A 24,949-nucleotide genomic window follows, 5' to 3' on the forward strand; every position below is an offset into this window, starting at 1 on the left:
ACGACGTGACGACACTCCGCCGTACCGGACGCTACGCCGTCCTGGTGATCCTGGCCCTGGTGTTCCTCGCCCCGCTGATCTGGATGCTCCTCACCTCGCTGAAGACCTACGGGGGCGCGCAGCGGATTCCGCCGGACTGGCTGCCGAACCCCTTCTCCGGGTACGGCTACGACCGCATCCTCAACGACACCGCCAACCCGGTGCTGCGCTGGTTCGTCAACAGCATGCTGGCCGCCACGCTGCACGCGCTGCTGGTGCTGGTGACCGCGTCGATGGCCGCCTACGCCCTGGCCCGGCTGCGGTTCCGGGGACGCTCGGTGGGCTTCGCGCTGATCGTGGGGACGCTCTTCATCCCGCCCACCTCGCTGATCATCCCGAACTTCGTCATCGCCGACCAGCTCGGCTGGGTGGACACCCTCGCCGTGGTGGTGGTCCCGGGGGCGGCCAGCGCGTTCGGGGTCTTCTTCCTCCGGCAGTTCTTCCTCTCCATCCCGGCCGAGCTGGAGGAGGCCGCCGTCCTGGACGGGGCGAACCACTGGCAGGTCTTCACGAAGGTGCTGCTGCCGTTGTCGAAGCCGGCCCTGGCCACGCTGGCGGTGTTGTCGTTCCTCTCCAACTGGAACGACTTCCTCTGGCCGGTCTACGTGCTGTTCAGCCCGGAGAACCTGACCCTGCCCGCGGGACTGGGCCTGCTCCAGGGCGCGTACGTCACGGACTATCCGGTGATCATGGCCGGTGCGGTGCTGGCCAGCGTGCCGGTGCTGGTCCTCTTCGTGGCGGCCCAGCGACACATCATCCAGGGCGTGTCGCGCAGCGGGCTGAAAGGATGACCACCGCGCCGCTCGCCGCAGGGCTGCTCGCCGCCGTACTGGTGGTCTCGGGCTGCACCGCGCCCGACGAACCGACCACCACGACCACGGGATCCGACATGTTCACCAATCCGGTCATCGCCACCGACTCCCCCGACCCGCACGCGATCCGGGTCGGCGACACCTGGTACCTCTTCCACACCAACGGCGACGGCCGCAACGTCCCCGTGCACACCTCGCCGGACCTGGTGGACTGGACGCCGGCCGGGGACGCCCTGCCGGAGCTGCCGGCCTGGGCCGACCCGGGCAAGACCTGGGCACCGGAGGCGATCGCGCTGGCCCCGGACCGGTTCGTCCTCTACTACACCGTCGCCGGGCGGTCCTCCGGCCGGCAGTGCGTCGGGCGGGCGGTGGCCAGCGCGCCGCAGGGCCCGTACCGGGACGACTCGTCCGGGCCGATGATCTGCCAGGCGGAGCTGGGCGGGGCGATCGACGCCAGCCCGTTCCGGGACACCGACGGCACTCTCTGGCTGCTCTGGAAGAACGACGGCAACGCCGTCGGCCAGGACACCTGGCTCTGGTCGCAGCGCCTCTCGGCCGACGGGCTGGAGTTGGTCGGCGAGCCGACGAAGCTGCTCAAGCAGACCGAGTCGTGGGAGGGCCACCTGATCGAGGGGCCGTTCTTCTGGCGGCGGGACGGGAAGTTGTACCTCTTCTTCGCCGCCAACGCCTACGACCGGGCCGAGTACGCCGAGGGGTACGCGATCTGCGAAAGCCCCACCGGCCCCTGCGTCAAGGCACCGGAGAACCCGATCCTGCGGAGCAACGCGGCGGCCTCCGGCCCCGGCCATGCCTCCATGGTCGAGTCCGACGGCCGGACCTGGCTGCTCTACCACGCCTGGCCACCCGGGCAGGAGGGGTCGGTCGCCCCCGGCCGGCAGACCTGGCTGGACGAGGTCGTCTGGCGCGACGGCCGCCCGGTCGTCAAGGGCCCCACCGGAACCCCCCAGCCCCGCCCACTTCCGCACCGCCAGACGCGGTAGGAGGGGTCCCCTGTTACCGCTTTCTGTGTAGCAGGGGACCCCTGCAACCACCCCAGCCCGCCCGGCAGAACGCCACGTTGCGTACCGGCCCGGTAACGGCGGAAGGAACCGGCGACCCGGGCCGCCGCAGATCTCCCGTGAGGTCTTGCGTCGGGCGGCCGGTTGTGAAAATTTCCTTCTGACGGTGTATTGCTGGCGACGAATCTTGCCGATCAGCCGCCGTCCGCTCCCCTGCCAGCCGAGCCCCAACGAAGGGACCACCTGATGAAGGCACCTCGGCTCAGAGCCGCCGGGCTGGCCGTCGCGCTGCTCGGCGCTCTCGTCGCCGCGACGCCCGCGCACGCCGCTGACCCGGCTGCCACCTCCACCATCACCGCCGCCGACTGCACCACCGACCCGGCCACCCCCAAGCGCCAGTTCCGGGCGATGTGGATCGCGTCGGTGACCAACATCGACTGGCCCACCAAGGCCTCCTGGACCGACCCGAACCGGATCGCCGCCCAGCAGGCCGAGTACCTGCGCTGGCTCGACCTCGCCGAGCGGCTCAACCACAACGCGGTGGTCGTCCAGATCCGGCCGACCGCCGACGCGTTCTGGCCGTCGCCGCACGAGCCCTGGTCGGAGTACCTGACCGGAGTGCGCGGGCAGGACCCGGGCTGGGACCCGCTGGCCTTCCTGGTCGCCGAGTCGCACAAGCGGAACCTGGAGTTCCACGCCTGGTTCAACCCGTACCGGATCTCGATGCCGGCCCCGGGCGGTGCCGGCGCGGACATCAACCAGCTCGCCCCGAACCACCCGGCCCGGCAGCACCCGGACTGGACCTTCGCGTACCCGCCGGCCGGGGTCGCCGGCAGCCGGCTCTACTACAACCCCGGCATCCCGGCGGTCCGCGAGTTCGTCCAGACCGCGATGATGGACGCGGTCCAGCGGTACGACATCGACGGCGTGCACTTCGACGACTACTTCTACCCGTACCCGAGCGGCACCCACCAGGTGCCGGACGACGCGACGTTCGCCGCGCACAACCGGGGCTTCACCGACAAGGCCGACTGGCGGCGGGACAACATCAACCTGCTCGTCAAGGAGATGAACGAGAAGGTCAAGGCGGCGAAGCCGTGGGTGAAGTTCGGGGTCAGCCCGTTCGGCATCTGGCGGAACAAGTCGGTCGACCCGCTCGGCTCGGACACCACCGGCAGCCAGTCGTACGACATCATCTCCGCCGACACCCGTAAGTGGATCAAGGAGGAGTGGGTCGACTACGTCGTGCCGCAGCTCTACTGGTACATCGGGCAGTACCCGGCGGCCGACTACGCCCGGCTGGTGCCGTGGTGGGCCGAGACGGTGCGCGGCACGAAGGTGCAGCTCTACATCGGCCAGGCCGACTACAAGAGCGGTGACCCGGCGTACGGCTCGTTCTGGATGAACCCGCGCGAGCTGTCGGACCACCTGACCCTCAACCGGTCGCACCCCGAGGTGCTCGGCAACGTGCACTTCTCGGCCGTACAGGTGCGGGCCAACCGACTCGGCGCGACCGACATCTACACGCAGGAGCACTACTCCAAGCCGGCGCTGGTGCCGACCATGTCGCACCTGCCGGCGAAGCCGCTGCTGTTCCCGGTGGTCACCGGCGCGCAGCGGACCGACGACGGGGTGCAGCTGACCTGGCGGCAGCCGGCGGACGGCGTGGGGCCGCTGGGGACGGCGACGTCCTACGCGATCTACCGACTGGACGGCAACCGGCTGCCCGCCGGCTGCGACCTGGCCGACGCGACCCACCTGGTCGACACCGTGCGGGCCACCCCCGGCGCGGTGCAGTCCTGGGTGGACACCACCGCCGAGCAGGGCAAGTCGTACACCTACCTGGTGACGGCCCTGGACCGGCTGCACAACGAGAGCCCGGCCAGCCCGGCGCGCTTCGTGCGCTGACCGGACGAACACCGGATGCCCCGGGGCGGTCTGTCCGCCTCGGGGCATTCTTCGGTTTCGACGGATGGCGGCAAATTAGAGCGAGACGCCACCTGACATCCACCAAGATCGATAAAAACTGTTCTCCAACCGGCAACCCGCCGGTGACACGATTCCGGTCGCCTCACCCCCACCCCCGGAGGAGAACCCGATGCACCGTCGCCTCACCACCCTGCTCGCCGCCAGCGCGCTCGCGCTGCTCGCTCTCCTCGGGGTCGCCTCGCCGGCCGCCGCGGTCACCCGGGACCAGAAGCTGTCGGTGATGTACAGCTGGACGCAGACCAGCGCCACCAGCTACAACTCCTGGAACTCGGCCCGGCTGAACCAGGGCGCCTGGTCGGCGTACGCCTTCAACTGGTCGACCGACTACTGCTCGTCCAGCCCGGACAACCCGCTCGGGTTCACGTTCAACCTGTCCTGCTACCGGCACGACTTCGGCTACCGCAACCACAAGGCGATGGGCGTCTTCACCAGCACCAACAAGGCCCGCATCGACAGCGCCTTCTACGAGGACCTGAAGCGGGTCTGCGCCCGGTACAGCAGCACCGTCCAGCCGGCCTGCTACAGCCTGGCCTGGACGTACTACCAGGCGGTCCGGGCCTTCGGCTCGCCGTCCGCGGTCAGCCAGGCCGACCTGGACCGGGCGGCGAAGATGAAGGCCGACGCCGAGCGGGCCGCCGCCCTGCGCTGAGCGGCACCCGCCCTCACCAGCTCGACGTGAACCGGGGGGAGGCGGGGGACAGGTCCGGGTGCTCGACCGCCAGGGCCACCGCCGCCGCCTCCTCCAGCCCCAACTCCGCCCCGGCCCCGTACGCGGCGTCGAAGGCCGCGTCGCCCAACCTGCGGCGGACCTCCGTCTGCCACCGCAGCCAGTACGCCCCGAACAGGCCCGGCGTGAACCGCATCCGGGCCCGGGTCGCCTGGGCCGCGCCGAAGAGCCGGGCGGCGGTGAGTGGATCGTCCCCGTCGGCGCAGCGCACCGCGAGCGCGTTCACCGTGTCGCAGGCCCGGCCGTGGTAGCCGTGGCTCACCCGCGACCGCAGCGCCACCTGAAGGTGCTCGTGGGCGGCGACCAGGTCCCGTCGGGCCAGCGCCACCATGCCCAGCAGCATGTCCACCGAACGCTGCCCCCGCTCCACCGGGCGGGTCGCCTCCACCGACCGGGCCGCGCCGAGCAGCTCCGCGGCCTCGTCCAGCGCACCGCGCCGCCACAGCAGCTCGGCCAGGCTGTAGACGGCGAGCAACGCGTCGGCGGTCACCCCCCGGTCCCGCGCCCAGTCGATCACCTCCCGGCAGACCTGCTCCGCCTCGACGAACTGCGCCATGTCGACCAGGGGCGCGGCCCGGCCGGCGAGCACCCGGGCCAGCAAACCGGCGTCCCCGGCCTGCCGCGCCGCCGCCTCGGCCCGCTGGGCGAAGCGCAGTTCCTCGGCGAACTCACCGTCCGCCCCGGCGTGCAGCGAGTGCATGTGGTACGCCGCTGCCAGTTCCGCCTCGGGAATCCGCTCACCGGTCTCGGCGATCCGCCCGTAGAGCCGGAACAGCCAGAGCCGCCCCTCCCGGGCCAGCCCCCGCTCCCGCCACCACAGGTCCAGGCCACCGGCCAGGAGCAGCCCGTCCCGGGCCCGTCCCCCGGTGGCCGACCAGCGCAGCGCGGCCCGTAGCTCGCCGGCCAGCGGGTCGAGCGAGTAGAGCGACAGGGTCACCGGCTGCCCGTCCGGGCCGAGATACGCCCGCCGCAGCACGTGCTGCGACCAGGCCACGTGCCGGTCCCGGGCGACCTGCTCCTCCCCCGCCGCCGCCAGCCGGCGGGCCGCGTACGCCCGGATCGGGTCGAGCATCCGGTACGTGCAGCCCGAGGCGCTCGGTTCCGCCAGGATCATCGACTTGTCCACCAGCACCGAGAGCGAACCGAGCGGGTCGTCGTCGAGCAGCCACTCCACCGCCGCCAGGTCGACCGGCCCGGCGAAGACCGCCAGCCAGCGCAGCAGTCGGGCCGACCGGGGGCCGAGCGTCCGGTACGACCAGGTGACGGTCGCCTGCATGGTGGCGTGCCGCTCCACCGTCGACCGGATGCCGTCCCCGGGCAGCCCGGCGGTCCGCAGTTCCACGGTGTCCTCCTGCCCGCCCGACCAGGGCCGGGGGGCATCCGGCTCGTCCCGTCCGGCGTCCAGCGCACCGAGCACGTCGGCCAGCCGCTCGGCGAGCTGCCCCGCCGAGAGCACCCGCAGCCGGGCTGCGGCCAGCTCGATGGCGAGCGGGAGGCCGTCCAGCCGGTGCACCACCCGGCGCAGGTCGGCCACCTCGGCCGGCCCCGGACGCCGCCCACCCCGGGCGGCCGTGGTCCGGTCGAGCAGCAGGGCCACCGCGTCGCTCTCACCGCCGTTCGGCGACGGGTCGATCGACAGCGGCGGGATCCGCCACACCACCTCACCGGGGAGACCGAACGACTCCCGGCTGGTGGCGAGCACCCGCACGCCCCGTGCGCCGGCCAGCAGGCGCGAGATCACCTCGGCGGTGGCCGCCGGTTGGGCGTCGCAGGTGTCCAGCACGACAAGCGTGCGCCGGGTGGCCGCGTACTCGACGAGGGTGTCCATGATCGGGCGGCCCGGCTCCGGCCGGAGGCCGAAGGCGGCGGCGACCGCGAACGGCACCAGGCCCGGGTCGGTGACCGTGGCGACGTCGACCAGCCACACCCCGTCCGGGTACGCCTCGACCAGCCCCGCGCACAGCTCCACCGCGAGCCGGGTCTTGCCCGCGCCGCCCGCGCCGACGACGGTGACCAGACGGTGCCCGGCCACCAGCCGCCGCAGCTCGATCCGCTCCGCCTCCCGCCCGACGAACGAGGTGACCCGGGTGGGCAGGTTGTGCGGCGGGGCGTCGGCGGTACGCGGACGCGGAAACTCCCGTTCCAGACCGGGGGCGAGCACCTGGTAGAGCCGTTCCCGGTCGTCGAAGCCGCGTAGCCGGTGCAGCCCGAGGTCGAGCAGGGACGCCCCGGCGGGCAACGGCTCGGCGTGTCGCACCGTCGACGCCGAGCAGAGCACCTGGCCGCCGTGGGCGGCGGCGGCGATCCGGGCCGCCCGGTGCACCTCCGGGCTGGCGTACTCGCCGTCGCGCGGCTCCGCGTAGCCGGTGTGCAGTCCCATCCGGACCCGGGGAGTCGCCTCCGGGGTCGGCCAGTCGTGCCCGGCCAGCGCCCGTTGCGCGGCCAGGCAGGCGGCCACCGCCACGGCGGCGTCGGCGAAGGCGATGAAGAACGAGTCGCCCTCGGTGAGCAGTTCCGCCCCGTCGGCCGCGACCAGGGTGTGCCGCAGCAGTCGACGGTGCTCGTGCAGTACCGGCCGGTAACCCGCCCCGAGCATCCGGGCCAGGCGCGTCGAGCCCTCGATGTCGGTGAACAGGAAGGTCACCCAACCGCTCGGGAGGCGGATCCGTGGCGACATGCGTGGAACCTCCGCCCCTGACGTCGCCGGCCATGCTGCCCTATGTCGAAGCCGTCACGCATCGTGAGAACGGCCGGACGGGATCGACCGCAAAGTACCGCAACCAACCGACGAGGGCGCGGGAATCAGCAGCCGCAACCGCCGCCGCAACAGCCGCCGCCAGCCGGGGCACCCCCTCCGCCGGCCGGTCCGGCACCACCCCGGCCGGTCACCGCGACGGTGGAGAGGAGCTTGACGGTGTCCTCGTGGCCCTGGGGGCAGGAGGCCGGCGCACCAGCCTGGGCCATCGGCCGGTTGACCTCGAAGGTGGCGCCGCACGCGCGGCAGCGGAACTCGTACCGGGGCATGGCACAAGGGTACGACCGGTCCTGACGTCGGCGCTGACATGGGTAATACTCGACGGGTGGTGGACGGAGAGGACAGCCTGCGGACTCGGCCCCTGCGTCCGGCCGCGCCGCCCGACGGGCCGCTCGCCACGTCGGGCGCCGCCGACGAACCCGCGCGCGTCGCCGGCGCGGTGCCGCGCCCCCGGACGCCGGTGCCGCCGGACGCGCTGCGCCCGACCGTCCCGGCACCGGTCGACTCCCCGCCGCCCGGCACCGCACCGGCGGAGACCACCGCGCCCGTTGCGCCCACCGCCGACCCGACGACCACGACCGAGCCCGACGCGAAGAGCGGGCCGAACGCCAAGACCAAGTCGGACACGAAAACCGAGCCGGACGATACGACCAAGTCGGACACGGAGACCGGGTCGGGGCGGGCTACCCGTCGCCGGTACCGGGTGCCGTACGCGCACGCCGTACGCCTGCCGCCGCCCCGGCAGGCCGCAGCCGGCGCGGTCCGGGCGACCCGGGCCTGGTCGAAGCGGCCCAGCGGCCGGTTCGCCCTCTCCGGGGTCTTCCTGCTCGGCCTGGTCTCCGCCACCGCGGCGGCCGGTGCGCTGCTGGTCCCGGCGACCGCCCCCGCGCCGCGCCCGGTCGCCGGGAGCGGCAGCCCGGACGCCTCCGTCGGACCGACCACCGCGCCGTCCTTCCCCGGTGGGGTCGTGCCGCCCGGGACGCCTCTGCCCGGCGGGGTCAACCCCGGCGGCGTCCCGCTGCCGACCGGTCGCCCGGCCGACGCGCTCGCCGACTGGGCCCGGGTGACCGGCGAGAAGGCCGGCGTCCCGCAGGTGGCCATGCAGGCGTACGGCTACGCCGAGCTGGTGCTCGCCCGGACCACGCCCAACTGCTCGCTGAGCTGGACCACCCTCGCCGCCATCGGCTACGTCGAGTCGCGGCACGGCGCGGCCAACGGCGCGAAGCTGATGCCGGACGGGCAGGCGCTGCCGGAGATCATCGGGGATCCACTCGACGGCAACGGCGGGCGGCAGCGGATCCTCGACAGCGACCGGGGCCGGCTCGACCGGGACCTCACCTACGACCGGGCGGTCGGCCCGATGCAGTTCATCCCGACCACCTGGCAGGAGATCGGCGCGGACGCGGACAACGACGGTGTGAAGAACCCGCACGACCTGGACGACGCGGCGCTCGCCGCCGGCAACTACCTCTGCAAGGGCGGCCGGAAGATGACCGTCCCCGGGGACTGGTGGGGCGCGATCCTGTCCTACAACGACGTCCGCCAGTACGCACAGGACGTGTTCGACAAGGCCAACGAGTACGGCGTGACGAGTCGCGGCTGAGCCGACGCGTCCATCCCGGACGATGTGGATACTTCCCCCGGGCTGCGGTTGCCGGCAAGCTGTACGGGTGATGGTGCGCGAGTGGGATCCCCGGACCGCGTCGTCCGCCGAGATGGCGTCCCTGCTGGCAACGCTGAACGCGGTCCTGGCAACCGACCTGCCCGACGACCCGCCCTGGCGGGAGACCGCACTGCGGGAGTACCTCTCCGAGGTGATGCCCGGTGAGCGGCGGATCTCCTGGGTGGCCCAGACCGAACCGGCCGCCGACGGCACGCCGGGGGCGATCGTCGGCCACGTGCACGTGCTCCTGCTCGGCGACATCGGGGTGCTGGAGGTGCTGGTGCACCCGAGCGTGCGCCGCACCGGCCTCGGCCGTGACCTGGTCCGGCTGGCCGCGCGCCGCGCGTACCAGGAGGGCTTCCGGTCGGTCGGGGTCGAGGTGGTCGGCGGGACGCCGGCGATGGCGTTCTTCGAGGCGCTCGGCTTCGGCCGGGACTACGTGGAGACCCGCAGCGTGCTCCGGCTCGGCACGGTGGACTGGGCGGCGCTGGACGCGATGGCCACCGGGATCGGCACCGGGTACCGGATCGAGTTCTGTCCGGGCGGGCCGCCCGACGAGCTGATCGAGCCGTACGCCCGCGCCAAGGCCGAGTTGCGCGACGTCGAGGACGGCGACCTGCGCCCCAGCTCCTACGACCCGCAACGGCTCCGGGACAGCCTGGACTGCCTGCACCGGCGGGGCATGAAGCCGTACGTCGTCTTCGCCATCCACGAACGCACCGGCGAGGTCGCCGGGCTGACCGAGGTGGTCGTGCCGGCGCAGCACCCCACCCGGGCCGACCAGTACGACACCATCGTCGTACCGGATCACCGGGGCTACGGCATCGACCGGGCGATCAAGGCCCGGATGCTGCTCGACCTGCGTGCCGCCGAGCCGGAGCTGACCGAGGTGCAGACCTGGAACGCCCAGGCCAACGAGGCCATGCTGGCGGTGAACGCCGAGCTGGGGTACCGCCCCGACCGCCAGTGGTGCGAGTACGGCGCCGACGTGGCGGAGCTGGTACACCGGTTGGACGCGCTGACCCGCTGACCGGTTGTTCACCGCCCCGACCCGTGGGGGATGGACGCCGTACCTGATCGACGCCTAACGTGCGGTGGTTCCCGTCCATCCCTCGTGGAGGCCCCATGCGCCCGCGCCGCACTCTCGCCGCGCTCGCGACAGCCACCGCCGTGACCACCGTCGCGGCCATCGGTGTCGCACCCACTGCGGCCAGCGCCGCGCCCACCGACCTGTTCATCTCGGAGTACGTCGAGGGCTCGTCGAACAACAAGGCGATCGAGCTGTTCAACGGCACCGGTGCCGCCGTCGACCTGACCGGCGGCGGTTACCAGCTCCAGTTCCACTTCAACGGCTCGACCACCCCGACCAGTCTGGCGCTGACCGGCACGGTCGCCGCCGGGGACGTCTTCGTCCTCGCCAGCTCCTCGGCCAACGCGGCGATCCTCGCCCAGGCCGACCAGACCACCGGCGCGAGCCTCTTCAACGGCGACGACGCGATCGTGCTCCGCCGGGGCACGACCGTGCTCGACTCGATCGGCCAGGTCGGTGTCGACCCTGGCACCGAGTGGGGCAGCGGCGTCACCAGCACCGAGAACAACACCCTGCGCCGGCTGGCCACGGTGACCGCCGGGGACACCGACCCGTCCGACGCCTTCGACCCGGCCGCCCAGTGGGCCGGGTTCGCCACCGACACGGTGGACGGCCTCGGCACGCACACGATCGACGGGGGCGGCCCGGTCGACCAGCCGGCCGTACTCACCTGCGGCCCGGCCCTGGTCACCCCGGCCGGCACGGCGGCGAGCCGGGAGGTCACCGCCGTCGACGCCGACGACCGGATCGCCGACCTGGCGGTCACCACGGTCACGCCGACCCCGACCGCCGGGACGATCGCCCGGACCGCGTTCACCGCCGCCGACACGGTGGGCGGCACCGCCCGGGCCACCGTGACCGCCAGCGCCGACCTGGCTGCCGGGGCGTACGCGGTGACGGTGACCGCGACCGACGCCGACGGGGGCACCGCCACCTGCACCCTGGCCGTGACGGTGACCCGCGAGCTGACCGTCGGCGAGGTGCAGGGCCCGACCACCGACGCCGAGTCCGGCCCGGCCGACCGGTCCCCGCTCGCCCCGCCCTCGGGCAACGGCAGCAGCAGCGCGCTGTACGACGTCCGGGGCGTGGTCACCCAGCGCACCCTGGCGCGGACCTCGGCCGGCGCCGAGCAGCACGGCTTCTTCCTCCAGAGCCGCGCCGACGCCACCGACGGCGACCCGACCAGCTCGGACGGCGTCTTCGTCTTCATGGGCTCGTTCACCTCGCTGATCGGCGGCTACGTGCCGACCGTCGGCGACGAGGTGGTGCTCCGCGCCCGGGTGTCGGAGTACTTCAACCAGACCCAGCTCTCCTCGGCGTCGCTGGTCCGGAGGATCACCTCCGGGCTGGACGTGAACGGCGTCGTCACGGTCACCGACGCGGTGCCGCCGACCGACCTCACCGCCGCGCAGCGGTTCTGGGAGCGGCACGAGGGGGCCCGGCTGCGGGTCCGGGCCGGCAGCGGCGCGGTGAGCGGACGGGACGTCTTCGCGTCCACCGCCGACGCGGAGACCTGGCTGGTCGACCGGGACGACCCGCTGCTGGACCGGGCCGACCCGTACGCCCGCCGGGTGTTCCGGGACGCGCACCCGCTGGACAACGACCCGACCCGACTCTTCGACGACGGCAACGGCCAGCGGATCATGCTGGGCAGCATGGGCGTCAAGGCCACCGCCGGGGACAGCACCGCGATGCTCCCGCCGACGCGGACCTTCGACACGCTGACCGGGGACGCGTACGGCGCGCTCTACTACTCCTTCGAGAAGTACGGCGTCCAGGTCGAGCAGGCGGCCTTCACGGCCGGGGCCGACCCGTCGAGGAACAACCCGCCCCGACCGGCCGACCGGTCGAAGGAGATCGCGATCGCCACGTACAACGTGGAGAACCTCTACGACCACCGGGACGACCCCTTCGACGGCTGCGACTTCACCGGCAACGCCGGCTGCCCGGGTGTCCGCCCGCCGTTCGACTACGTGCCCGCCAGCGAGCAGGAGTACCGCGACCAGCTCGGCAACCTCGCCGACCAGATCGTCACCGACCTGCACGCACCGGACCTGATCCTGGTGCAGGAGGCCGAGGACCAGGACATCTGCACCGTCTCCGGCGGCGCGCTGGTCTGCGGCGACACCAACGACGCCGACGGCGCGCCGGACACCCTCCAGGAGCTGGCGCTCGCGGTGGCCGCCGCCGGTGGCCCGGCCTACGCCGCGGCGTACGACCGCACCGGAGCGGACGCCCGGGGCATCACCGCCGGGTTCCTCTACCGCACCGACCGGCTGTCGCTGGCCGGGGCGACCGCTGCCGACCCGCTGCTCGGCGCCTCCCCCACCGTCGTCTACCGGTCGGCGGGGCTGCCGTCCAACGCGGACGTGCAGAACCCGAAGGCGCTCAACGCGTTGCTGCCGCCGGACGTCGACACGTCCACCGGCAAGGACGGCGACAACGTCTTCACCCGGGCTCCGCAGCTCGCGAAGTTCACCGTGAAGGCAACCCCGGGTGGGGCCGAGTCGTACACCCTCTGGGCGCTGAGCAACCACTACTCGTCCGGGCCGGACAGCCGGGTCGGGCAGCGCACCGAGCAGGCCCGCTACGGCGCGGCGATCGTCACCGCGATCGAGGCGTCCGACCCGCACGCCCGGGTGGTCTACGGCGGTGACCTGAACGTCTTCCCCCGCCCGGACGACCCGATCGCCACCGGCGCGGACCCGACGCCGTCGGACCAGCTCGCCCCCCTGTACCAGGCGGGCCTGCGCAACCTCTGGGACGACCTGGTCGCAGACGTTCCCTCGTCGGCGTACTCGTACAGCTTCGAGGGGCACGCGCAGACCCTGGACCACCTGTTCGTCAACGACGCGCTGCACGCCGACCTGGTCCAGGTGCGCGCGGCGCACGTCAACGCCGACTGGCCGGCCGAGCACGCCGGGGACGGGTCGCGGGGCTCCAGCGACCACGACCCGCAGGTGGCCCGCTTCTCCTCCCGGGCGTCGCTGAGCGTGGCGGACGTCCGGGTGGTCGAGGGTGACCAGGGCGAGACCCGGGCCACCTTCACGGTGACGGTCTCCCGGCCGCTCTCCCAGCCGGTGCTGATCTGCGCCGGCACGCTCGCCGTGACCGCGCAGTCCGGGTCGGACTTCCGGTCGTACGCCGGTTGCCGGACGCTGCCCGCCGGGCAGACGTCGGTCGAGTTCCCGGTCGACGTCCGGGGTGACCGGAAGCCGGAGGCGGACGAGCGGTTCGCCCTCGTGGTGGCCGGCGTGCCGGGTCTGCTGCTCGGCGACCCGATCGCGTTCGGCACCGTCGTCGACGACGACTGACCGGTCGCGAGCCGACCACGGCCCGTCGCCCGGGTGTCCTGCCCGGGCGGCGGGCCGTGGTCGTGTCGGCGATGGCACCGTCGGCGCAGGCTGTCGCCAGATCAACATTCATGATCTACGATCTCCCCACCGGTCACCCCGCTCTGGACCGGCCACCCCCGCGAACCAAGGATGGGCCATGCAGGAGAACGATCGTCCCGTCGGGATGTCCGAGCTGGCGGTCAGCCGGCGCACCGTCTTCGCGGCGTTGGGTGTCGGCATCGGACTCGGAGCCGTCGGCCTGCCGACGGCGGCCAGCGCGGCGGTCACCGGGTGGAGCAACCCCACCCTCGGCACCCTCACCTCCGGCTACAAGACCGCGTCGCGGCCCGGCCACACCGGCTGGGACATCGCCAACAGCCAGGGCACCCCGATCTACGCCGTGGCGGCCGGCACGGTCCGGGACATCCGGACCGGCTCCTACCCCGGCGACACGACCAGCGGGCCGCTGCCGGGCCGCACCGGCAACAGCGTCCACATCGACCACGCCGACGGCTACTTCTCCTACTACGGCCACCTGTACCGGGTGCTGGTCAGCGACGGCCAGCGGGTCAGCTGCGGCCAACTCGTCGGCCTGATGGGCACCACCGGCAACTCCACCGGCCCGCACCTGCACTTCGAGATCCACAACCCCCGCCTCACCACGCTGGACCCCCGGACGTTCCTCGCGAACCGGGGCATCAGCCTGGGTGCGATCGCGCCGATGGGCACCACGGGCTGGCCGAGCGTGTCGCAGGGCAACACGACGTGGGTGACCCGGGTGATCCAGTACCTGCTGCGGGGCCGGGGCGTCTCCACCGTGGTGGACGGCTACTTCGGTCCGGCGACCGCCTCGTCGGTGAAGACCTTCCAGAGCAGCAAGGGCCTGTACGTCGACGGCATGGTCGGCCCGATCACCTGGACCGCGCTGATCCTGCCGTTGCAGCAGGGCAACTCCGGTGACCTGGTCCGGGGCCTCCAGGTGGCGCTCAACGCCCGGGGCGCGAGCATCCCGGTGGACGGTGCGTTCGGTTCCGTCACCACCACCGCCGTACGGAACTTCCAGAGTTCCCACGGTCTCGTGGTGGACGGGCTGGTCGGCCCGGTCACCTGGAGCACGCTCATCTGAGCGACGCGCCGTCGATGGCGGGTTTCCGGAGCAGCCGGAGCCCGGTCCAGACCGACCAGGCGGCGTAGGTGGGGACGAGCAGCAGGAACGACAGCGCGCCGAGCGCCGTCGCCGGCCGGCTCGTCCCCGCCGACAGCATGGCCAGTTGCAGTCCCAGCAGCAGGCCGACCAGCGCGGCCCCGGCCGTCGCACCGAGCCCGGACAGAGCGGCCGGTTGTCGCCCCCGCCGCAGGTCGGCCACGTTTGTGGCGATCAACCAGAGCCCGGGAACGACGCTGCCCACCAGCGCCACGAGGGGCTGGTCCAGGGCGATCGACAGGGCGCCGGCGGCGACGGGGCCCGTCCCGGCGAACGCGGCCAGCAGCGCAACGACCGTGCACCGGAACGCCACACCACCACGGTTCACCGCCCACCGCCCGGCCCGCACCGCCACCACCGGCAGCATGCCGGACGGGGCGAGCAGGAAGAAGAACTCGGCGGCGTCCTCCCCGATCACCGGAGCCGCCACCACCGCCCCGGCGAGCAGGGCCGGAGTGCCTAGCAGCCAGGCCCCCGCCACGATCGACGGCCAGCGCGCCGGCTCACCCGGCGGGTCCGTCCGCCGGTACTGCCAGGCCAGCAGGGGCACCTTCGCGACGGTGTCGACCGCGTAGCGCCAGCGCCGCCCGCCCCGGACGGCGAGCAGGACGGCGAGCGCCTCCTCCCGCCACCGGGCGCGGTGGCGCGCGGGCAGGCCCACCGACGCGACCACCAGGAGGGCGGCCAGCACCCGGGTCACCACGCCTCCGCCTGTCGGCCCGGGGTCGTCACGGTGCGCGTCCGGGTCCGTCGCCGCGCGTCGGCCGCCGCCAGCGCCGACCGGGCCTGCGTACGCCCGTCCGGCGGCAGCCGGTAGTAACGGCGTCGCGGTCGTCCCTCGGCCTGCTGGTCGATGACCTCCCACCGGCTCTCCACCCAGCCGGCCGCCTCCAGCCGGGCCAGGATCGGGTAGATCGTCCCGGGCGGCAGTCCGGTCGAGTCGACGATCTCCAGGCCGTAGAGTTCCCGCTCCGGGTCCTGGAGCAGGGCGCGCAGCACGAGTTGCACCTGCAACGTCATTCGCATACTCGTACTCTACATAGGGTGCCGTGTGCGGGACACCCCCTTCTGCGGCGGCCGGCGGTCCGGCGTGTCACGCGGTCAGCGGTGGCAGCGGGGGTCCGGCGGTGGCGGCTGATCGCGGTACCGGGCCACACGCACCTCCCACTGGCTGCGACGACGCCGGGCCTCCCGGTCCCGAGGGTCGCGGTGGAAGGTCTCCGGTGGGCGGGCCAAGCCCGTAGATGTCCGCCCACCACTCCCCCGGCCCGGGGTCGAGGATGGTGTCCAGGTGGGACGGATAGCGACGCCCGGCCCCGTCCCGGGTGTCGTCCCAGTCCCGCATCGGCTGGAGCACCCGACCGCACTCGTCGACGACCGCGAGCCGGAACCCGGCCACCGCGATGATCCGCTGGAGCAGGTCGAGGCTCGGGGTCAACCCACCCGCCTCGATCCGCCCGATCGTGGCGTGATGGACACCCGCTCGACGACCCAACTCCCGCTGACTAGCGCCCGCCCGCCGCCGGGCCGCACGGACGATGCCCGCGACCGGCCACGGCTCCTCGGGGAGTCCGGCCACTCGCTCAGCGTCGACCTTCCGCCCGGCGTGGTCGATCGGCCCGCCCAGCTGCGGGGTCGGCTCGGGATGCGCTTCCTCAGCACCAGCCATGGCGACACGGTCCCGGTTCGGGAGCCACCCGGGCAACCCGGTCCGCCCCGCCTGTGGACAAGCGCTGCGCCGCCTGTGGAAAACCTTCACGAGCCGCACCGCAGCGGGCTCGACGAGTACGGCGGCCCGGCACCGCGCACCGGACGCCGTTACAGTGGGTAGTCAGCTCATCCGACTCGGCCAAAATCACACGGAGTAATCGCCTGCCCGGCAAAGCAGAGCGTCCAGACTCAAGCGTCACTCCCGAAATCACATCTAGCTGGACATATCCAGGCCAGCATGCCGAGCGGACGAGGTCCTCCTTCCTCCCTTTGCTCTGCACCCGCATACGCGCCAGCCACCGAGAGCAACTGGTGCGTTGATGGGTGCTGAGCAAAGGAGGTGATGGAGGATGCCGCTGGCCAGCAGGGCGGCTGCGGAGAGTAGTCGTTGTTGTTCCGGCCGACCAATGGCCGGTCTGGAGCCAGGTCCGACCGGGCCGGGCGGCAGGCGCGCACCCACCGGACCGGCAGGCCCAGAAAGGACGGGCGGACAGGCGCGCACCCACCGGGCCGGGGGGGTCAGTAGCCCTCGCGCAGCAGGCCGGCCGCCTCGACCGCCCAGTAGGTGAGGATGATCTGGGCACCCGCCCGCCGGATCGAGGTGAGCGTCTCCAGCATCACCCGCTCCCGGTCGACCCAGCCGTTCGCGGCGGCGGCCTCGACCATCGCGTACTCACCGGAGACCTGGTAGGCGGCGACCGGCACGTCCACCGCGGCCCGGACCGCCGCGACCACGTCCAGGTAGGGCAGCGCCGGCTTGACCATCACCATGTCAGCGCCCTCGGCCACGTCCAGCGCGACCTCGCGCAGCGACTCGCGCAGGTTCGCCGGGTCCTGCTGGTAGGTGCGCCGGTCGCCGTCCAGGGCCGACTCCACCGCGTCGCGGAAGGGGCCGAAGAAGGCCGAGGCGTACTTCACGGCGTACGCCAGCACCGCCACGTCCTGGTGACCGGCGGCGTCGAGCGCCCGGCGTACCACGCCGACCTGGCCGTCCATCATCCCGGACGGCCCGACCACGCCGACCCCGGCGGCGGCCTGGGCCACCGCCATCTCCGCGTACGCGGCCAGGGTGGCGTCGTTGTCCACCTCACCGCCGGGGGTGAGCAGCCCGCAGTGCCCGTGCGAGGTGAACTCGTCCAGGCACAGGTCGCTCATCACCACGGTGGCGTCGCCGACCTCGCTCACCACGTCCCGGATGGCGAGGTTGAGGATGCCGTCCGGGGCGATGCCACCGGAGCCCGTGGCGTCCCGCCGCTCGGGCACCCCGAACAGCATGATCCCGCCGACCCCGGCCTGGACCGCCTCCACCGCCGCCTTGCGCAGCGACTCCCGGGAGTGCTGGACCACCCCGGGCATGGAGGCGACCGGCCGGGGCTCGGTCAGGCCCTCCTTGACGAACATCGGCACGACCAGGTCAGACGGCATGACCCGGGTCTCGGCGACCAGCCTCCGCACGGCCGCGTTGCGGCGCAGCCGGCGGGGCCGGATGTCGGGGTACGGCATGACTGCTGCCTCCTGTGCGGGGGGTGTGGACAGGGTCGGGCCGAGAACCCGCGGGCCGGCTAGCGGAACCGCAGGGCGGTCGGCCCCTGCACCTTCGAGCCGCGGCGCTGCTTGGCCGGCATCGCGGCCAGCTTCTCCCGCAACTCGACGGCGTAGGTGGCGAGCGCCTCGACCAGGTCCGGCACCGAAGCGTGCGCCGGCTGCACGTCGACCCGGAGGCCGAACTCGGTCGCCGTCTCGGCCGTCTTGGGACCGATCACGGCGACAACGGTACGCGCGTGCGGCTTGCCGGCGATGCCGACCAGGTTGCGCACCGTCGAGGACGACGTGAAGAGGACCGCGTCGAAGCCACCCGACTTGATCGCGTCCCGGATCTCGGCGGGCGGCGGCGCGGCCCGGACCGTCCGGTACGCGGTCACGTCGTCGACCTCCCAGCCGCGCTCGGTGAGCCCGGCGGCGAGCGTCTCGGTGGCGATGTCGGCGCGCGGCAGCAGCACCCGGCCCACCGGGTCGAGGATCTCGTCGTGCGGGGAGAACTCGGCCAGCAGCCCCTCGGAGGACTGCTCCCCGGCCGGGATCAGCTCCGGCTGGATGCCGAACGCGCGGACCGCGTCGGCGGTCGCCTCGCCGATACAGGCGATCTTGACGCCGCCGAAGTGCCGGGCGTCCAGGCCGTGCTCGGCGAACTTCTCCCATACCGCCCGCACGGCGTTGACCGAGGTGAAGATCACCCACGCGTACCGGCCGTCGACCAGGCCCTTGACCGCCCGCTCCATCTGGGCGGGGGTACGCGGCGGCTCGACCGCGATGGTCGGCACCTCGCACGGGATCGCCCCGTACGCGCGCAGCCGCGCGCTCATCACGCCGGCCTGCTCCTTAGTCCGGGGGACCAGCACCTTCCAGCCGTACAGCGGGCGGTTCTCCCACCAGCTGAGCCGGTCGCGCTGGCCGACGCTCTCCCCGAGGGTGAGCACGACCCGGCCGGTGAAGCCGAGCGCGGCGGCGACGAAGGAGTCCACGGTCGACGTGGTGGTGTACTGGGTCTCCCCGGTGCCGTCCCCGGTCACCCCGACCGCGGTGGTGCCGTCCACCCCGACGGCGAGCAGGCCGTCCCGGATCGCGGCGAGGTCGCCCGCGTCCACGGCCAGTGCCAGCGAACCCCGGCCGATGGCGGCGGCGAGCGCCTCGAAGTCCAGCGTGGTGACGTCCTCGACGTCGGCGGAGGTCCGGACGCCGGGCAGCGGCACCCCGGCGTAGGTGGCGACACCCTCGGCCTGACTCACGCCGGGCACCACCTCGAAGTGCGCGGCCGTACGCGCCACCGCCTGCACCTCCTTGACCACCGACTCGTGCCCGAACGGGTCACCGGCGACCAGGTGCACCGCGTTCAGCCCGGAACGGGCCGCCGAGATGAGCACCTTCGCCACGTCACCGGGCGCGCCCTCCGCCGGAGTGAACTGGGCGTCGGAGCGGGCCTGGGCGCGGACGGCGTCGAGCAGCGACTCGGGTACGCCCCGGTCGTACACCACCTGGTCCGCGTCGACCAGGGCGTCGTGCGCCCGACGGGTCAGCAGGCCCGGGTCGCCGGGACCGGCCCCGACGAACGCGATGTGGCCTACGGGCTTACGGGTGCGGGTCATTCTGTGCTCCCAAATTGCTGGGTCCCCGGGCCGGCGTGCTCTGGCTGGCCGAGGATCGAGTCGGCGCCACGGGCGAGGAGTTCGGCGGCGAGTGCCTTGCCGATCTCCGCCGCGTCGGCGGGCGTACCGGTGCGGGACAGCCGGATGTCTCGGGTGCCGTCCGGGCTGATCACCGCCCCGCGCAGGTAGATCTCCTCGCCGGTGTCGCCCTCGGCGACCTCGGCATAAGCGGCGACCGGTGCGGAGCATCCGGCCTCCAGGGTGGCCAGCAACGCCCGTTCCGCGGTCACCGCGGCCCGGGACGGCGCATGGTCGAGTACGGCGAGCAGCTCGACCAGGTCCGAATCGTCGGCCCGACACTCCACGGCCAGCGCGCCCTGGGCGGGTGCGGGCAGCATGAGCATCGGATCGAGCGTCTCGGTGATCTCGTCGGTCCGGCCCAGCCGGGCCAGCCCGGCGCGGGCGAGGACGACCGCGTCGAGATCGGCGTCGGGCCCGAGCACCCGGCTCAGGCGGGTGTCCACGTTGCCGCGGATCGGCACGACGGTCAGCTGCATCCCGAGTGCGTGCAGCTGGGCGATGCGGCGCAGCGCGCCGGTTCCGACGGCGGCGCCGGACGGCAGTTCGGCGAGCGTGCGACCGTCACGGGCGACGAGCGCGTCACGCGGGTCCTGCCGGGGTGGCACCGCCGCGATGTGCAGCCCACCGTACTCACCGGTGGGCAGGTCCTTGTACGAGTGCACGGCGAGGTCGATCTCACCGGCGGTGAGCGCGTCGCGCAGCGCGGAGACGAAGACCCCCACCCCGAGCCGGTGCACCGGCTCCGAGGACCGGTCACCGGTCGTGACGATCTCGACCAGCTCGACCGGGCGGCCGGTCGCGGCGGTGAGCGCGTCGGCGACGTGGCCGGACTGGGCCATCGCCAACGCGCTGCCCCGGGTGCCGAGGCGCAGGGGGGCGGTCATCGCTGTCCTCCGTCGGGAGTGATGTCGGGCACCGTGTCGACCGGGGAGGTCTGCGGCACCTGAAGGTCGAAGAGTTCCCGCAGCAGGGCGGCGTACTGGTCGCCGCCGGGTTCGGCGGCGAGCTGCCGGACCCGCACGGTGGGCTGGTGCAACAGGCGCTGCACCACCCGGTGGACCGTCCGGGCCACCTCGGCCCGCTGGTCGTCGGTGAGGTCCGGGCGACGCTGGGCCAGCCGGCTCAGCTCGGCGGCGACCACGTCGTCGGCGCGGCCGCGCAGGGCGGCCACGGTCGGCGCGACGTCCGCCCCGCGCAGCCAGGTCAGGAAGGACTCGACCTCACCCGCGACGATCCGGTCGACCGCCGCCGCGTCGGTGGCGGCCGGACCGCCGGCCAGCACGGTGCCCATCCGGTCGATGTCGATCACCTCGACCCCGGGCAGCGTGGCGACGCCCGGCCCGACGTCGCGCGGGACGGCCAGGTCGAGCAGGACCAACGGGCCCCGATCGGGGTCCCGCCCGGCGAGTGCCCGGCGCACCACGGAGTGGGTGAGGACCGGTTCGGTGGCCGCCGTGGCGGCCACTACGATGTCCACTGTGGAGAGCGCGTCGGCCAGCTCGGCCATCGGAACAGCGCTGGCCCCGTACGACTCGGCCAGCCGCACGGCGCGGTCGGCCCCCCGGTTGGTCACGGTCAGTGGCCCGGCACCGAGCCGGGAGAGGGTGGCCACGCTGAGCGCGCCCATCGCGCCGGCGCCCACGATCAGTGCCGGCCGACCCGCCAGGGTGCCGTCGAGCTGCTCGGCGGCCAGGTTCAACGCGGCGCTGACCACGCTCTGGCCGGCCCGGTCGATCCCGGTCTCGGCGTGAGCGCGCTTCCCCACCCGCAGCGCCTGCTGCATCAGCTCGTGCAGCAGCCGGCCGGCCGAGTCGGCGCCGGCCGCCCAGTGGTAGGCGTCCCGGAGCTGCCCCAGGATCTGCGCCTCGCCGACGACCATGGAGTCCAGCCCGGCGGCGACCCGGAAGACGTGGTTGACCGCGGCGGCGTCGTAGTGCACGTAGAGGTGGTTGGCGAGGGCGGCGGGCGGCGCGCCGGCCTGCTCGGCGAGCACGGCGCAGATGTCGCCGAGACCACCGTGGAAGCCGGAGACGGCGGCGTACACCTCCACCCGGTTACAGGTGGAGACGAGCACCGCCTCACTGACGTACGGCTGGGCGACCAGGCGGTCCAGGGTCCGGGTGAGTTCGGCCGGAGCCACCGCCAACTGCTCCAGCACAGCGACCGGAGCGGTGCGGTAGGACGCGCCGACGGCGAGCAGTTTCACGTGCCGATCGCCTCCTGGGGGTCGGTGGTGGCGCCGCCGCCGGCGAGCGTGCTGAGGGTGGACGGGCCGGTGCCCGGCAGGGCGGTGAGCGACGCCTTACGATGCTCGTGGAAGGACAGGATCTGCAACTCGATGGCGAGATCGACCTTGCGCACGTCGACCCCGTCGGGCACCGCCAGGACACACGGCGCGAAGTTCAGGATGCTCGTCACGCCGACCGCGACGAGCTGGTCGGCCACCGCCTGGGCGGCGCCGGCCGGGGTGGCGATGACCCCGATGGCCAGCTGTTCCTCGACCGCGACCCGGGGCAGCTCGTCGATGTGCCGCACGACCAGCCCGTTGATCTCCTCGCCGACCCGGCCCGGGTCGGCGTCGAAGAGGGCGGCGATCCGGAAGCTGCGGCTGGCGAAGCCGGCGTAGCCGGCCAGGGCGTGACCGAGATTACCGACGCCGACCAGGGCGACCGCCCGCCGCTGGGTGAGCCCGAGCACCGACTCGATCTGGTCGATCAGCAGCCCGACGTCGTAGCCGACGCCCCGGGTGCCGTACGACCCGAGGTGGGAGAGGTCCTTGCGGAGCTTGGCGGAGTTGACCCCGGCGGCGGCGGCGAGCCCCTCGCTGGAAACCGTCTCGTGACCGGTTTCGGCGAGGTGATGAAGGGCACGAAGATACTCGGGGAGCCGCGCGACGGTCGCTTCCGGCAGATCCGGAAGCGCCGGTACGGCACCGGCGCGGCCGGGCGCGCCTGGGTGACGGTGCTGACTCATGAGACTCCGTGCGGTGCGATCCTGGACCAGCTCCGCTCGCCGGCCGTTTCGGGACTCCCGCTGGCGACCGATCTTGCCGGCTGTGCTAGCAGGGCGCGTCGGAACTACAGAGTAGGCGCTTGTGAAGACGTGCACAAATCGCGATCTTGCGAATGCACGACGCGACAACACCAGGCCCCTCCGTTTCGCACCCGCCATTGAGCGGGCACTGCGACACCGCGTCGCGATTATTGCTTAATTCCGACTTGTCTGACCAATTACGCCGGTCGCGCCCGCCGTGTCCTTCGAGGTAGGGCCAGCCCCACCTCCGGTAGGGCGGTGTACGGGATGGGTTCGCACCCCTCGGCGCACCTAGCCTCGACCCATGACCACGGCCAATCCCGCGCCCTCCGTGACGGCCCGCACACCGGGCCTTCCCCGACGCCTTCTCACCGATTCCGGATACGTCCTGCTCGGTCTGCCGCTCGCGGTGGCCAGCTTCGTGGTGCTGCTGGTGGGGTTCGTGTTGGGTCTGGGGCTGCTGGTGCTGGTGGTCGGCCTGCCGGTCCTCACCGGGACCCTCTACGCGGCCCGGGGACTGGCCGACATCGAGCGGCTGCGCCTGGCCGCCGTCCGTCGGCAGCCCCGGATCCGGCCGCGCTACCGGCTCCCGGAAGCCGGTGCGACCGCCTGGCGGCGGATCTTCCTGCCGATGCGCGATGTCCAGTCCTGGCTCGACCTCGCCCACGGCATCCTCCGGCTGCCCGTGGCGATCGTCACCTTCGTGCTGACCCTGGTCTGGTGGGCGGTGGCCGCCACGGGTGTCCTCTACTGGACGTACGACTGGGCGATCCCCCGCGCCCCGGGCAACACCGACCTGAACGAGCTGCTCGGTCTCGGCGACACCACCGCGATCCGGATCGGCCTGCACACCGGTATCGGGCTGTTCTTCCTGCTCACCCTGCCGATCGTGGTCCGGGGCTGCGCGCTGCTCCAGGCCGGCTTCGGCCGGGCCATGCTGACCGGGGTGGCCGAGATGCGGGATCGGATCACCGTGCTGGAGGAGCAGAAGCGGGCCGCGGCCTCGGCCGAGGCGACGGCGCTGCGCCGGCTGGAACGGGACATCCACGACGGCCCCCAGCAGCGGCTGGTGCGACTCGCCATGGACCTCGGCCGGGCCCGGCAGCAGCTCGCCAACGACCCGGAGGCGGCCGGCCGCACCCTGGACGAGGCGCTCGACCAGACCCGGGAGACCCTGGCCGAGCTGCGCGGCCTGTCCCGGGGCATCGCCCCGCCGATCCTGGTGGACCGGGGGCTGCCCGGCGCCCTGGCGGCCCTGGCCGGACGCGGACTGGTCCCGATCGAGCTGCGGGTCGACCCGGATCTCGGCACCCCGGACGGTCGGCCCGAGCCGGCGGTGGAGCACGCCGCCTACTTCGTCGTCGCCGAGGCGCTGACCAACGTGGCCAAGCACGCCCGCGCCAGCGAGTGCCGGGTGACCGTCGGCCGGCAGGAGGGGCACCTGGAGATCAGCGTGGCCGACGACGGGCAGGGCGGCGCGCACCTGGCCAAGGGGCACGGCCTGGCCGGCATCGCCGACCGGGTCCGGGCCGGCGGGGGCACCCTGACGGTGACCAGCCCGGCCGGCGGCCCCACCGAGGTCCACGCACTCCTCCCGGAATGACCACCGGAGCGGCGACCGAGGTTCGACTGCCGTGAAGCGGCCACGGCCCGACGGCCGTCGACGTGGTAGACATTCCGACCATGCGGGTGGTGATCGCCGATGACGCCGTACTGCTCCGGGAGGGGCTGATCCGGCTGGTGACCGAGAACGGCCATCAGGTGGTGGCCGCGGTCGGGGACGGCGACGCGCTGGTGGAGGCGGTGGTGACGCACCGACCCGACGTCTCGATCGTCGACGTCCGGATGCCGCCGTCCCACACCGACGAGGGGCTACGGGCGGCGGTGACCGCCCGCCGGCTCGTGCCGCGTACCCCGATCCTGGTGCTCTCCCAGTACGTCGAGGTGTCGTACGCCGACGACCTGCTCGCCACCACCGGCGGTGCCGGCGGCGGGATCGGCTACCTGCTCAAGGACCGGGTCGCCGCGATCGACGAGTTCCTGGACACGCTCGCCCGGGTGGCCGCCGGTGGCACCGTGCTGGACCCGGAGGTGGTGGCGCAACTGCTGGTCCGGCGGCGGCGCGACGACCCGCTGCGTGAGCTGACCCCACGCGAACGCGAGGTGCTGGCCCTGATGGCCGAGGGACGCTCGAACACCGCCATCGCCCGGACACTGGTGGTCAGCGACGGCGCGGTGGAGAAGCACGTCCGCAACATCTTCACCAAGCTTGACCTGCCCCCGGACACCCACCACCTGCACCGCCGGGTCCAGGCCGTCCTCACCTACCTCCGCACCTGACCCCGACCC

The 24,949-nt window shown here is 73.2% G+C and carries 20 protein-coding genes; 10 read left to right on the top strand and 10 right to left on the bottom strand.

Features of this window, described 5'->3' with window-relative positions; all coding sequences use genetic code 11:
• The first annotated feature begins 5 nt into the window (after positions 1–5).
• From IGA62_RS09380 to IGA62_RS09395, 4 genes are all read left to right on the top strand, one after another.
• Complete coding sequence (locus tag IGA62_RS09380; protein ID WP_232624931.1) at positions 6–830, top strand: carbohydrate ABC transporter permease; 825 nt, start codon at positions 6–8, stop codon at positions 828–830.
• Positions 827–1,852, top strand: coding sequence for a glycoside hydrolase family 43 protein (locus tag IGA62_RS09385; RefSeq protein ID WP_145815381.1), 1,026 nt, complete (start codon positions 827–829; stop codon positions 1,850–1,852). The genes IGA62_RS09380 and IGA62_RS09385 overlap by 4 nt, the downstream gene beginning before the upstream one ends.
• 264 nt (positions 1,853–2,116) lie before the next feature.
• Entirely contained in the window at positions 2,117–3,778 is a 1,662-nt protein-coding gene (locus IGA62_RS09390) for a glycoside hydrolase family 10 protein (RefSeq protein WP_145815380.1), read from the top strand.
• A gap of 190 nt (positions 3,779–3,968) precedes the next feature.
• Positions 3,969–4,508 carry a phospholipase gene (locus IGA62_RS09395; protein WP_145815379.1) on the top strand — a complete coding sequence of 180 codons (540 nt, stop codon included), beginning with the start codon at positions 3,969–3,971 and terminating at the stop codon, positions 4,506–4,508.
• A 13-nt stretch (positions 4,509–4,521) separates the two neighbouring features.
• Here IGA62_RS09395 and IGA62_RS09400 read toward each other — a convergent pair whose 3' ends face one another.
• Positions 4,522–7,263, bottom strand: coding sequence for an ATP-binding protein (locus IGA62_RS09400; RefSeq protein ID WP_145815378.1), 2,742 nt, complete (start codon positions 7,261–7,263; stop codon positions 4,522–4,524).
• 125 nt (positions 7,264–7,388) lie between these two features.
• Positions 7,389–7,610, bottom strand: a complete 222-nt coding sequence (locus IGA62_RS09405) for an FmdB family zinc ribbon protein (protein ID WP_091452237.1) — start codon at positions 7,608–7,610, stop codon at positions 7,389–7,391.
• A 56-nt stretch (positions 7,611–7,666) separates the two neighbouring features.
• Here IGA62_RS09405 and IGA62_RS09410 point away from each other — a divergent pair, with 56 nt between their 5' ends.
• The 4 genes from IGA62_RS09410 to IGA62_RS09425 all read left to right on the top strand — a co-directional run bounded on the left by IGA62_RS09410 (position 7,667) and on the right by IGA62_RS09425 (position 14,555).
• Positions 7,667–8,944: a lytic transglycosylase domain-containing protein gene (locus tag IGA62_RS09410; RefSeq protein ID WP_145815377.1), complete on the top strand. Its 1,278-nt coding sequence runs from the start codon at positions 7,667–7,669 to the stop codon at positions 8,942–8,944.
• A gap of 70 nt (positions 8,945–9,014) precedes the next feature.
• Entirely contained in the window at positions 9,015–10,034 is a 1,020-nt protein-coding gene (locus tag IGA62_RS09415) for a GNAT family N-acetyltransferase (RefSeq protein WP_145821704.1), read from the top strand.
• A 95-nt stretch (positions 10,035–10,129) separates the two neighbouring features.
• Entirely contained in the window at positions 10,130–13,408 is a 3,279-nt protein-coding gene (locus IGA62_RS09420; protein WP_145815376.1) for a lamin tail domain-containing protein, read from the top strand.
• Positions 13,409–13,586: 178 nt separating this feature from the next.
• Positions 13,587–14,555, top strand: coding sequence for a peptidoglycan-binding protein (locus IGA62_RS09425; protein WP_198501218.1), 969 nt, complete (start codon positions 13,587–13,589; stop codon positions 14,553–14,555).
• Here IGA62_RS09425 and IGA62_RS09430 read toward each other — a convergent pair.
• From IGA62_RS09430 to IGA62_RS09465, 8 genes are all read right to left on the bottom strand, one after another.
• Entirely contained in the window at positions 14,548–15,333 is a 786-nt protein-coding gene (locus IGA62_RS09430; protein WP_145815375.1) for a hypothetical protein, read from the bottom strand. The genes IGA62_RS09425 and IGA62_RS09430 overlap by 8 nt on opposite strands.
• Positions 15,330–15,659 carry a PadR family transcriptional regulator gene (locus IGA62_RS09435; RefSeq protein ID WP_232624932.1) on the bottom strand — a complete coding sequence of 110 codons (330 nt, stop codon included), beginning with the start codon at positions 15,657–15,659 and terminating at the stop codon, positions 15,330–15,332. Before IGA62_RS09435 ends, IGA62_RS09430 begins: the two co-directional genes overlap by 4 nt.
• Before the next feature lie 67 nt (positions 15,660–15,726).
• Positions 15,727–16,302, bottom strand: a complete 576-nt coding sequence (locus tag IGA62_RS09440; protein WP_232624933.1) for a helix-turn-helix domain-containing protein — start codon at positions 16,300–16,302, stop codon at positions 15,727–15,729.
• A gap of 560 nt (positions 16,303–16,862) precedes the next feature.
• On the bottom strand, positions 16,863–17,846 hold the full coding sequence (gene hemB, locus IGA62_RS09445) for a porphobilinogen synthase (RefSeq protein WP_145815374.1): 984 nt from the start codon (positions 17,844–17,846) through the stop codon (positions 16,863–16,865).
• A gap of 59 nt (positions 17,847–17,905) precedes the next feature.
• Positions 17,906–19,486, bottom strand: a complete 1,581-nt coding sequence (locus IGA62_RS09450; protein ID WP_145815373.1) for a bifunctional uroporphyrinogen-III C-methyltransferase/uroporphyrinogen-III synthase — start codon at positions 19,484–19,486, stop codon at positions 17,906–17,908.
• Positions 19,483–20,451 carry a hydroxymethylbilane synthase gene (gene hemC, locus IGA62_RS09455; protein ID WP_145815372.1) on the bottom strand — a complete coding sequence of 323 codons (969 nt, stop codon included), beginning with the start codon at positions 20,449–20,451 and terminating at the stop codon, positions 19,483–19,485. The genes IGA62_RS09450 and hemC overlap by 4 nt, the downstream gene beginning before the upstream one ends.
• A complete protein-coding gene (locus IGA62_RS09460) occupies positions 20,448–21,773 on the bottom strand; it encodes a glutamyl-tRNA reductase (protein WP_190289271.1) in 1,326 nt (441 codons plus the stop codon). Before IGA62_RS09460 ends, hemC begins: the two co-directional genes overlap by 4 nt.
• Positions 21,770–22,540: a redox-sensing transcriptional repressor Rex gene (locus IGA62_RS09465; protein ID WP_145815371.1), complete on the bottom strand. Its 771-nt coding sequence runs from the start codon at positions 22,538–22,540 to the stop codon at positions 21,770–21,772. Before IGA62_RS09465 ends, IGA62_RS09460 begins: the two co-directional genes overlap by 4 nt.
• A 364-nt stretch (positions 22,541–22,904) precedes the next feature.
• On the opposite strand from IGA62_RS09465, the gene IGA62_RS09470 reads away from it, so the two are divergent.
• Together IGA62_RS09470 and IGA62_RS09475 are read left to right on the top strand one after the other, a co-directional pair.
• Positions 22,905–24,203, top strand: a complete 1,299-nt coding sequence (locus IGA62_RS09470) for a sensor histidine kinase (RefSeq protein WP_145815370.1) — start codon at positions 22,905–22,907, stop codon at positions 24,201–24,203.
• 80 nt (positions 24,204–24,283) lie between these two features.
• Positions 24,284–24,940, top strand: coding sequence for a response regulator transcription factor (locus IGA62_RS09475; RefSeq protein WP_145821701.1), 657 nt, complete (start codon positions 24,284–24,286; stop codon positions 24,938–24,940).
• The last annotated feature ends 9 nt before the right edge of the window (positions 24,941–24,949 follow it).

Source organism: Micromonospora sagamiensis, from assembly GCF_014680085.1.
Taxonomy (GTDB): Bacteria; Actinomycetota; Actinomycetes; order Mycobacteriales; family Micromonosporaceae; genus Micromonospora; species Micromonospora inyonensis.

Excerpts from the sequence above, each read along its gene's own strand:
- IGA62_RS09385 (WP_145815381.1), top strand. The coding sequence starts at position 827 with ATGACCACCGCGCCGCTCGCCGCAGGGCTGCTCGCCGCCGTACTGGTG.
- IGA62_RS09390 (WP_145815380.1), top strand. The coding sequence starts at position 2,117 with ATGAAGGCACCTCGGCTCAGAGCCGCCGGGCTGGCCGTCGCGCTGCTC.
- IGA62_RS09395 (WP_145815379.1), top strand. The coding sequence starts at position 3,969 with ATGCACCGTCGCCTCACCACCCTGCTCGCCGCCAGCGCGCTCGCGCTG.
- IGA62_RS09400 (WP_145815378.1), bottom strand. The coding sequence starts at position 7,263 with ATGTCGCCACGGATCCGCCTCCCGAGCGGTTGGGTGACCTTCCTGTTC.
- IGA62_RS09405 (WP_091452237.1), bottom strand. The coding sequence starts at position 7,610 with ATGCCCCGGTACGAGTTCCGCTGCCGCGCGTGCGGCGCCACCTTCGAG.
- IGA62_RS09415 (WP_145821704.1), top strand. The coding sequence starts at position 9,015 with ATGGTGCGCGAGTGGGATCCCCGGACCGCGTCGTCCGCCGAGATGGCG.
- IGA62_RS09420 (WP_145815376.1), top strand. The coding sequence starts at position 10,130 with ATGCGCCCGCGCCGCACTCTCGCCGCGCTCGCGACAGCCACCGCCGTG.
- IGA62_RS09425 (WP_198501218.1), top strand. The coding sequence starts at position 13,587 with ATGCAGGAGAACGATCGTCCCGTCGGGATGTCCGAGCTGGCGGTCAGC.
- IGA62_RS09435 (WP_232624932.1), bottom strand. The coding sequence starts at position 15,659 with ATGCGAATGACGTTGCAGGTGCAACTCGTGCTGCGCGCCCTGCTCCAG.
- IGA62_RS09440 (WP_232624933.1), bottom strand. The coding sequence starts at position 16,302 with ATGGCTGGTGCTGAGGAAGCGCATCCCGAGCCGACCCCGCAGCTGGGC.
- hemB (WP_145815374.1), bottom strand. The coding sequence starts at position 17,846 with ATGCCGTACCCCGACATCCGGCCCCGCCGGCTGCGCCGCAACGCGGCC.
- IGA62_RS09450 (WP_145815373.1), bottom strand. The coding sequence starts at position 19,486 with ATGACCCGCACCCGTAAGCCCGTAGGCCACATCGCGTTCGTCGGGGCC.
- hemC (WP_145815372.1), bottom strand. The coding sequence starts at position 20,451 with ATGACCGCCCCCCTGCGCCTCGGCACCCGGGGCAGCGCGTTGGCGATG.
- IGA62_RS09465 (WP_145815371.1), bottom strand. The coding sequence starts at position 22,540 with ATGAGTCAGCACCGTCACCCAGGCGCGCCCGGCCGCGCCGGTGCCGTA.
- IGA62_RS09470 (WP_145815370.1), top strand. The coding sequence starts at position 22,905 with ATGACCACGGCCAATCCCGCGCCCTCCGTGACGGCCCGCACACCGGGC.
- IGA62_RS09475 (WP_145821701.1), top strand. The coding sequence starts at position 24,284 with ATGCGGGTGGTGATCGCCGATGACGCCGTACTGCTCCGGGAGGGGCTG.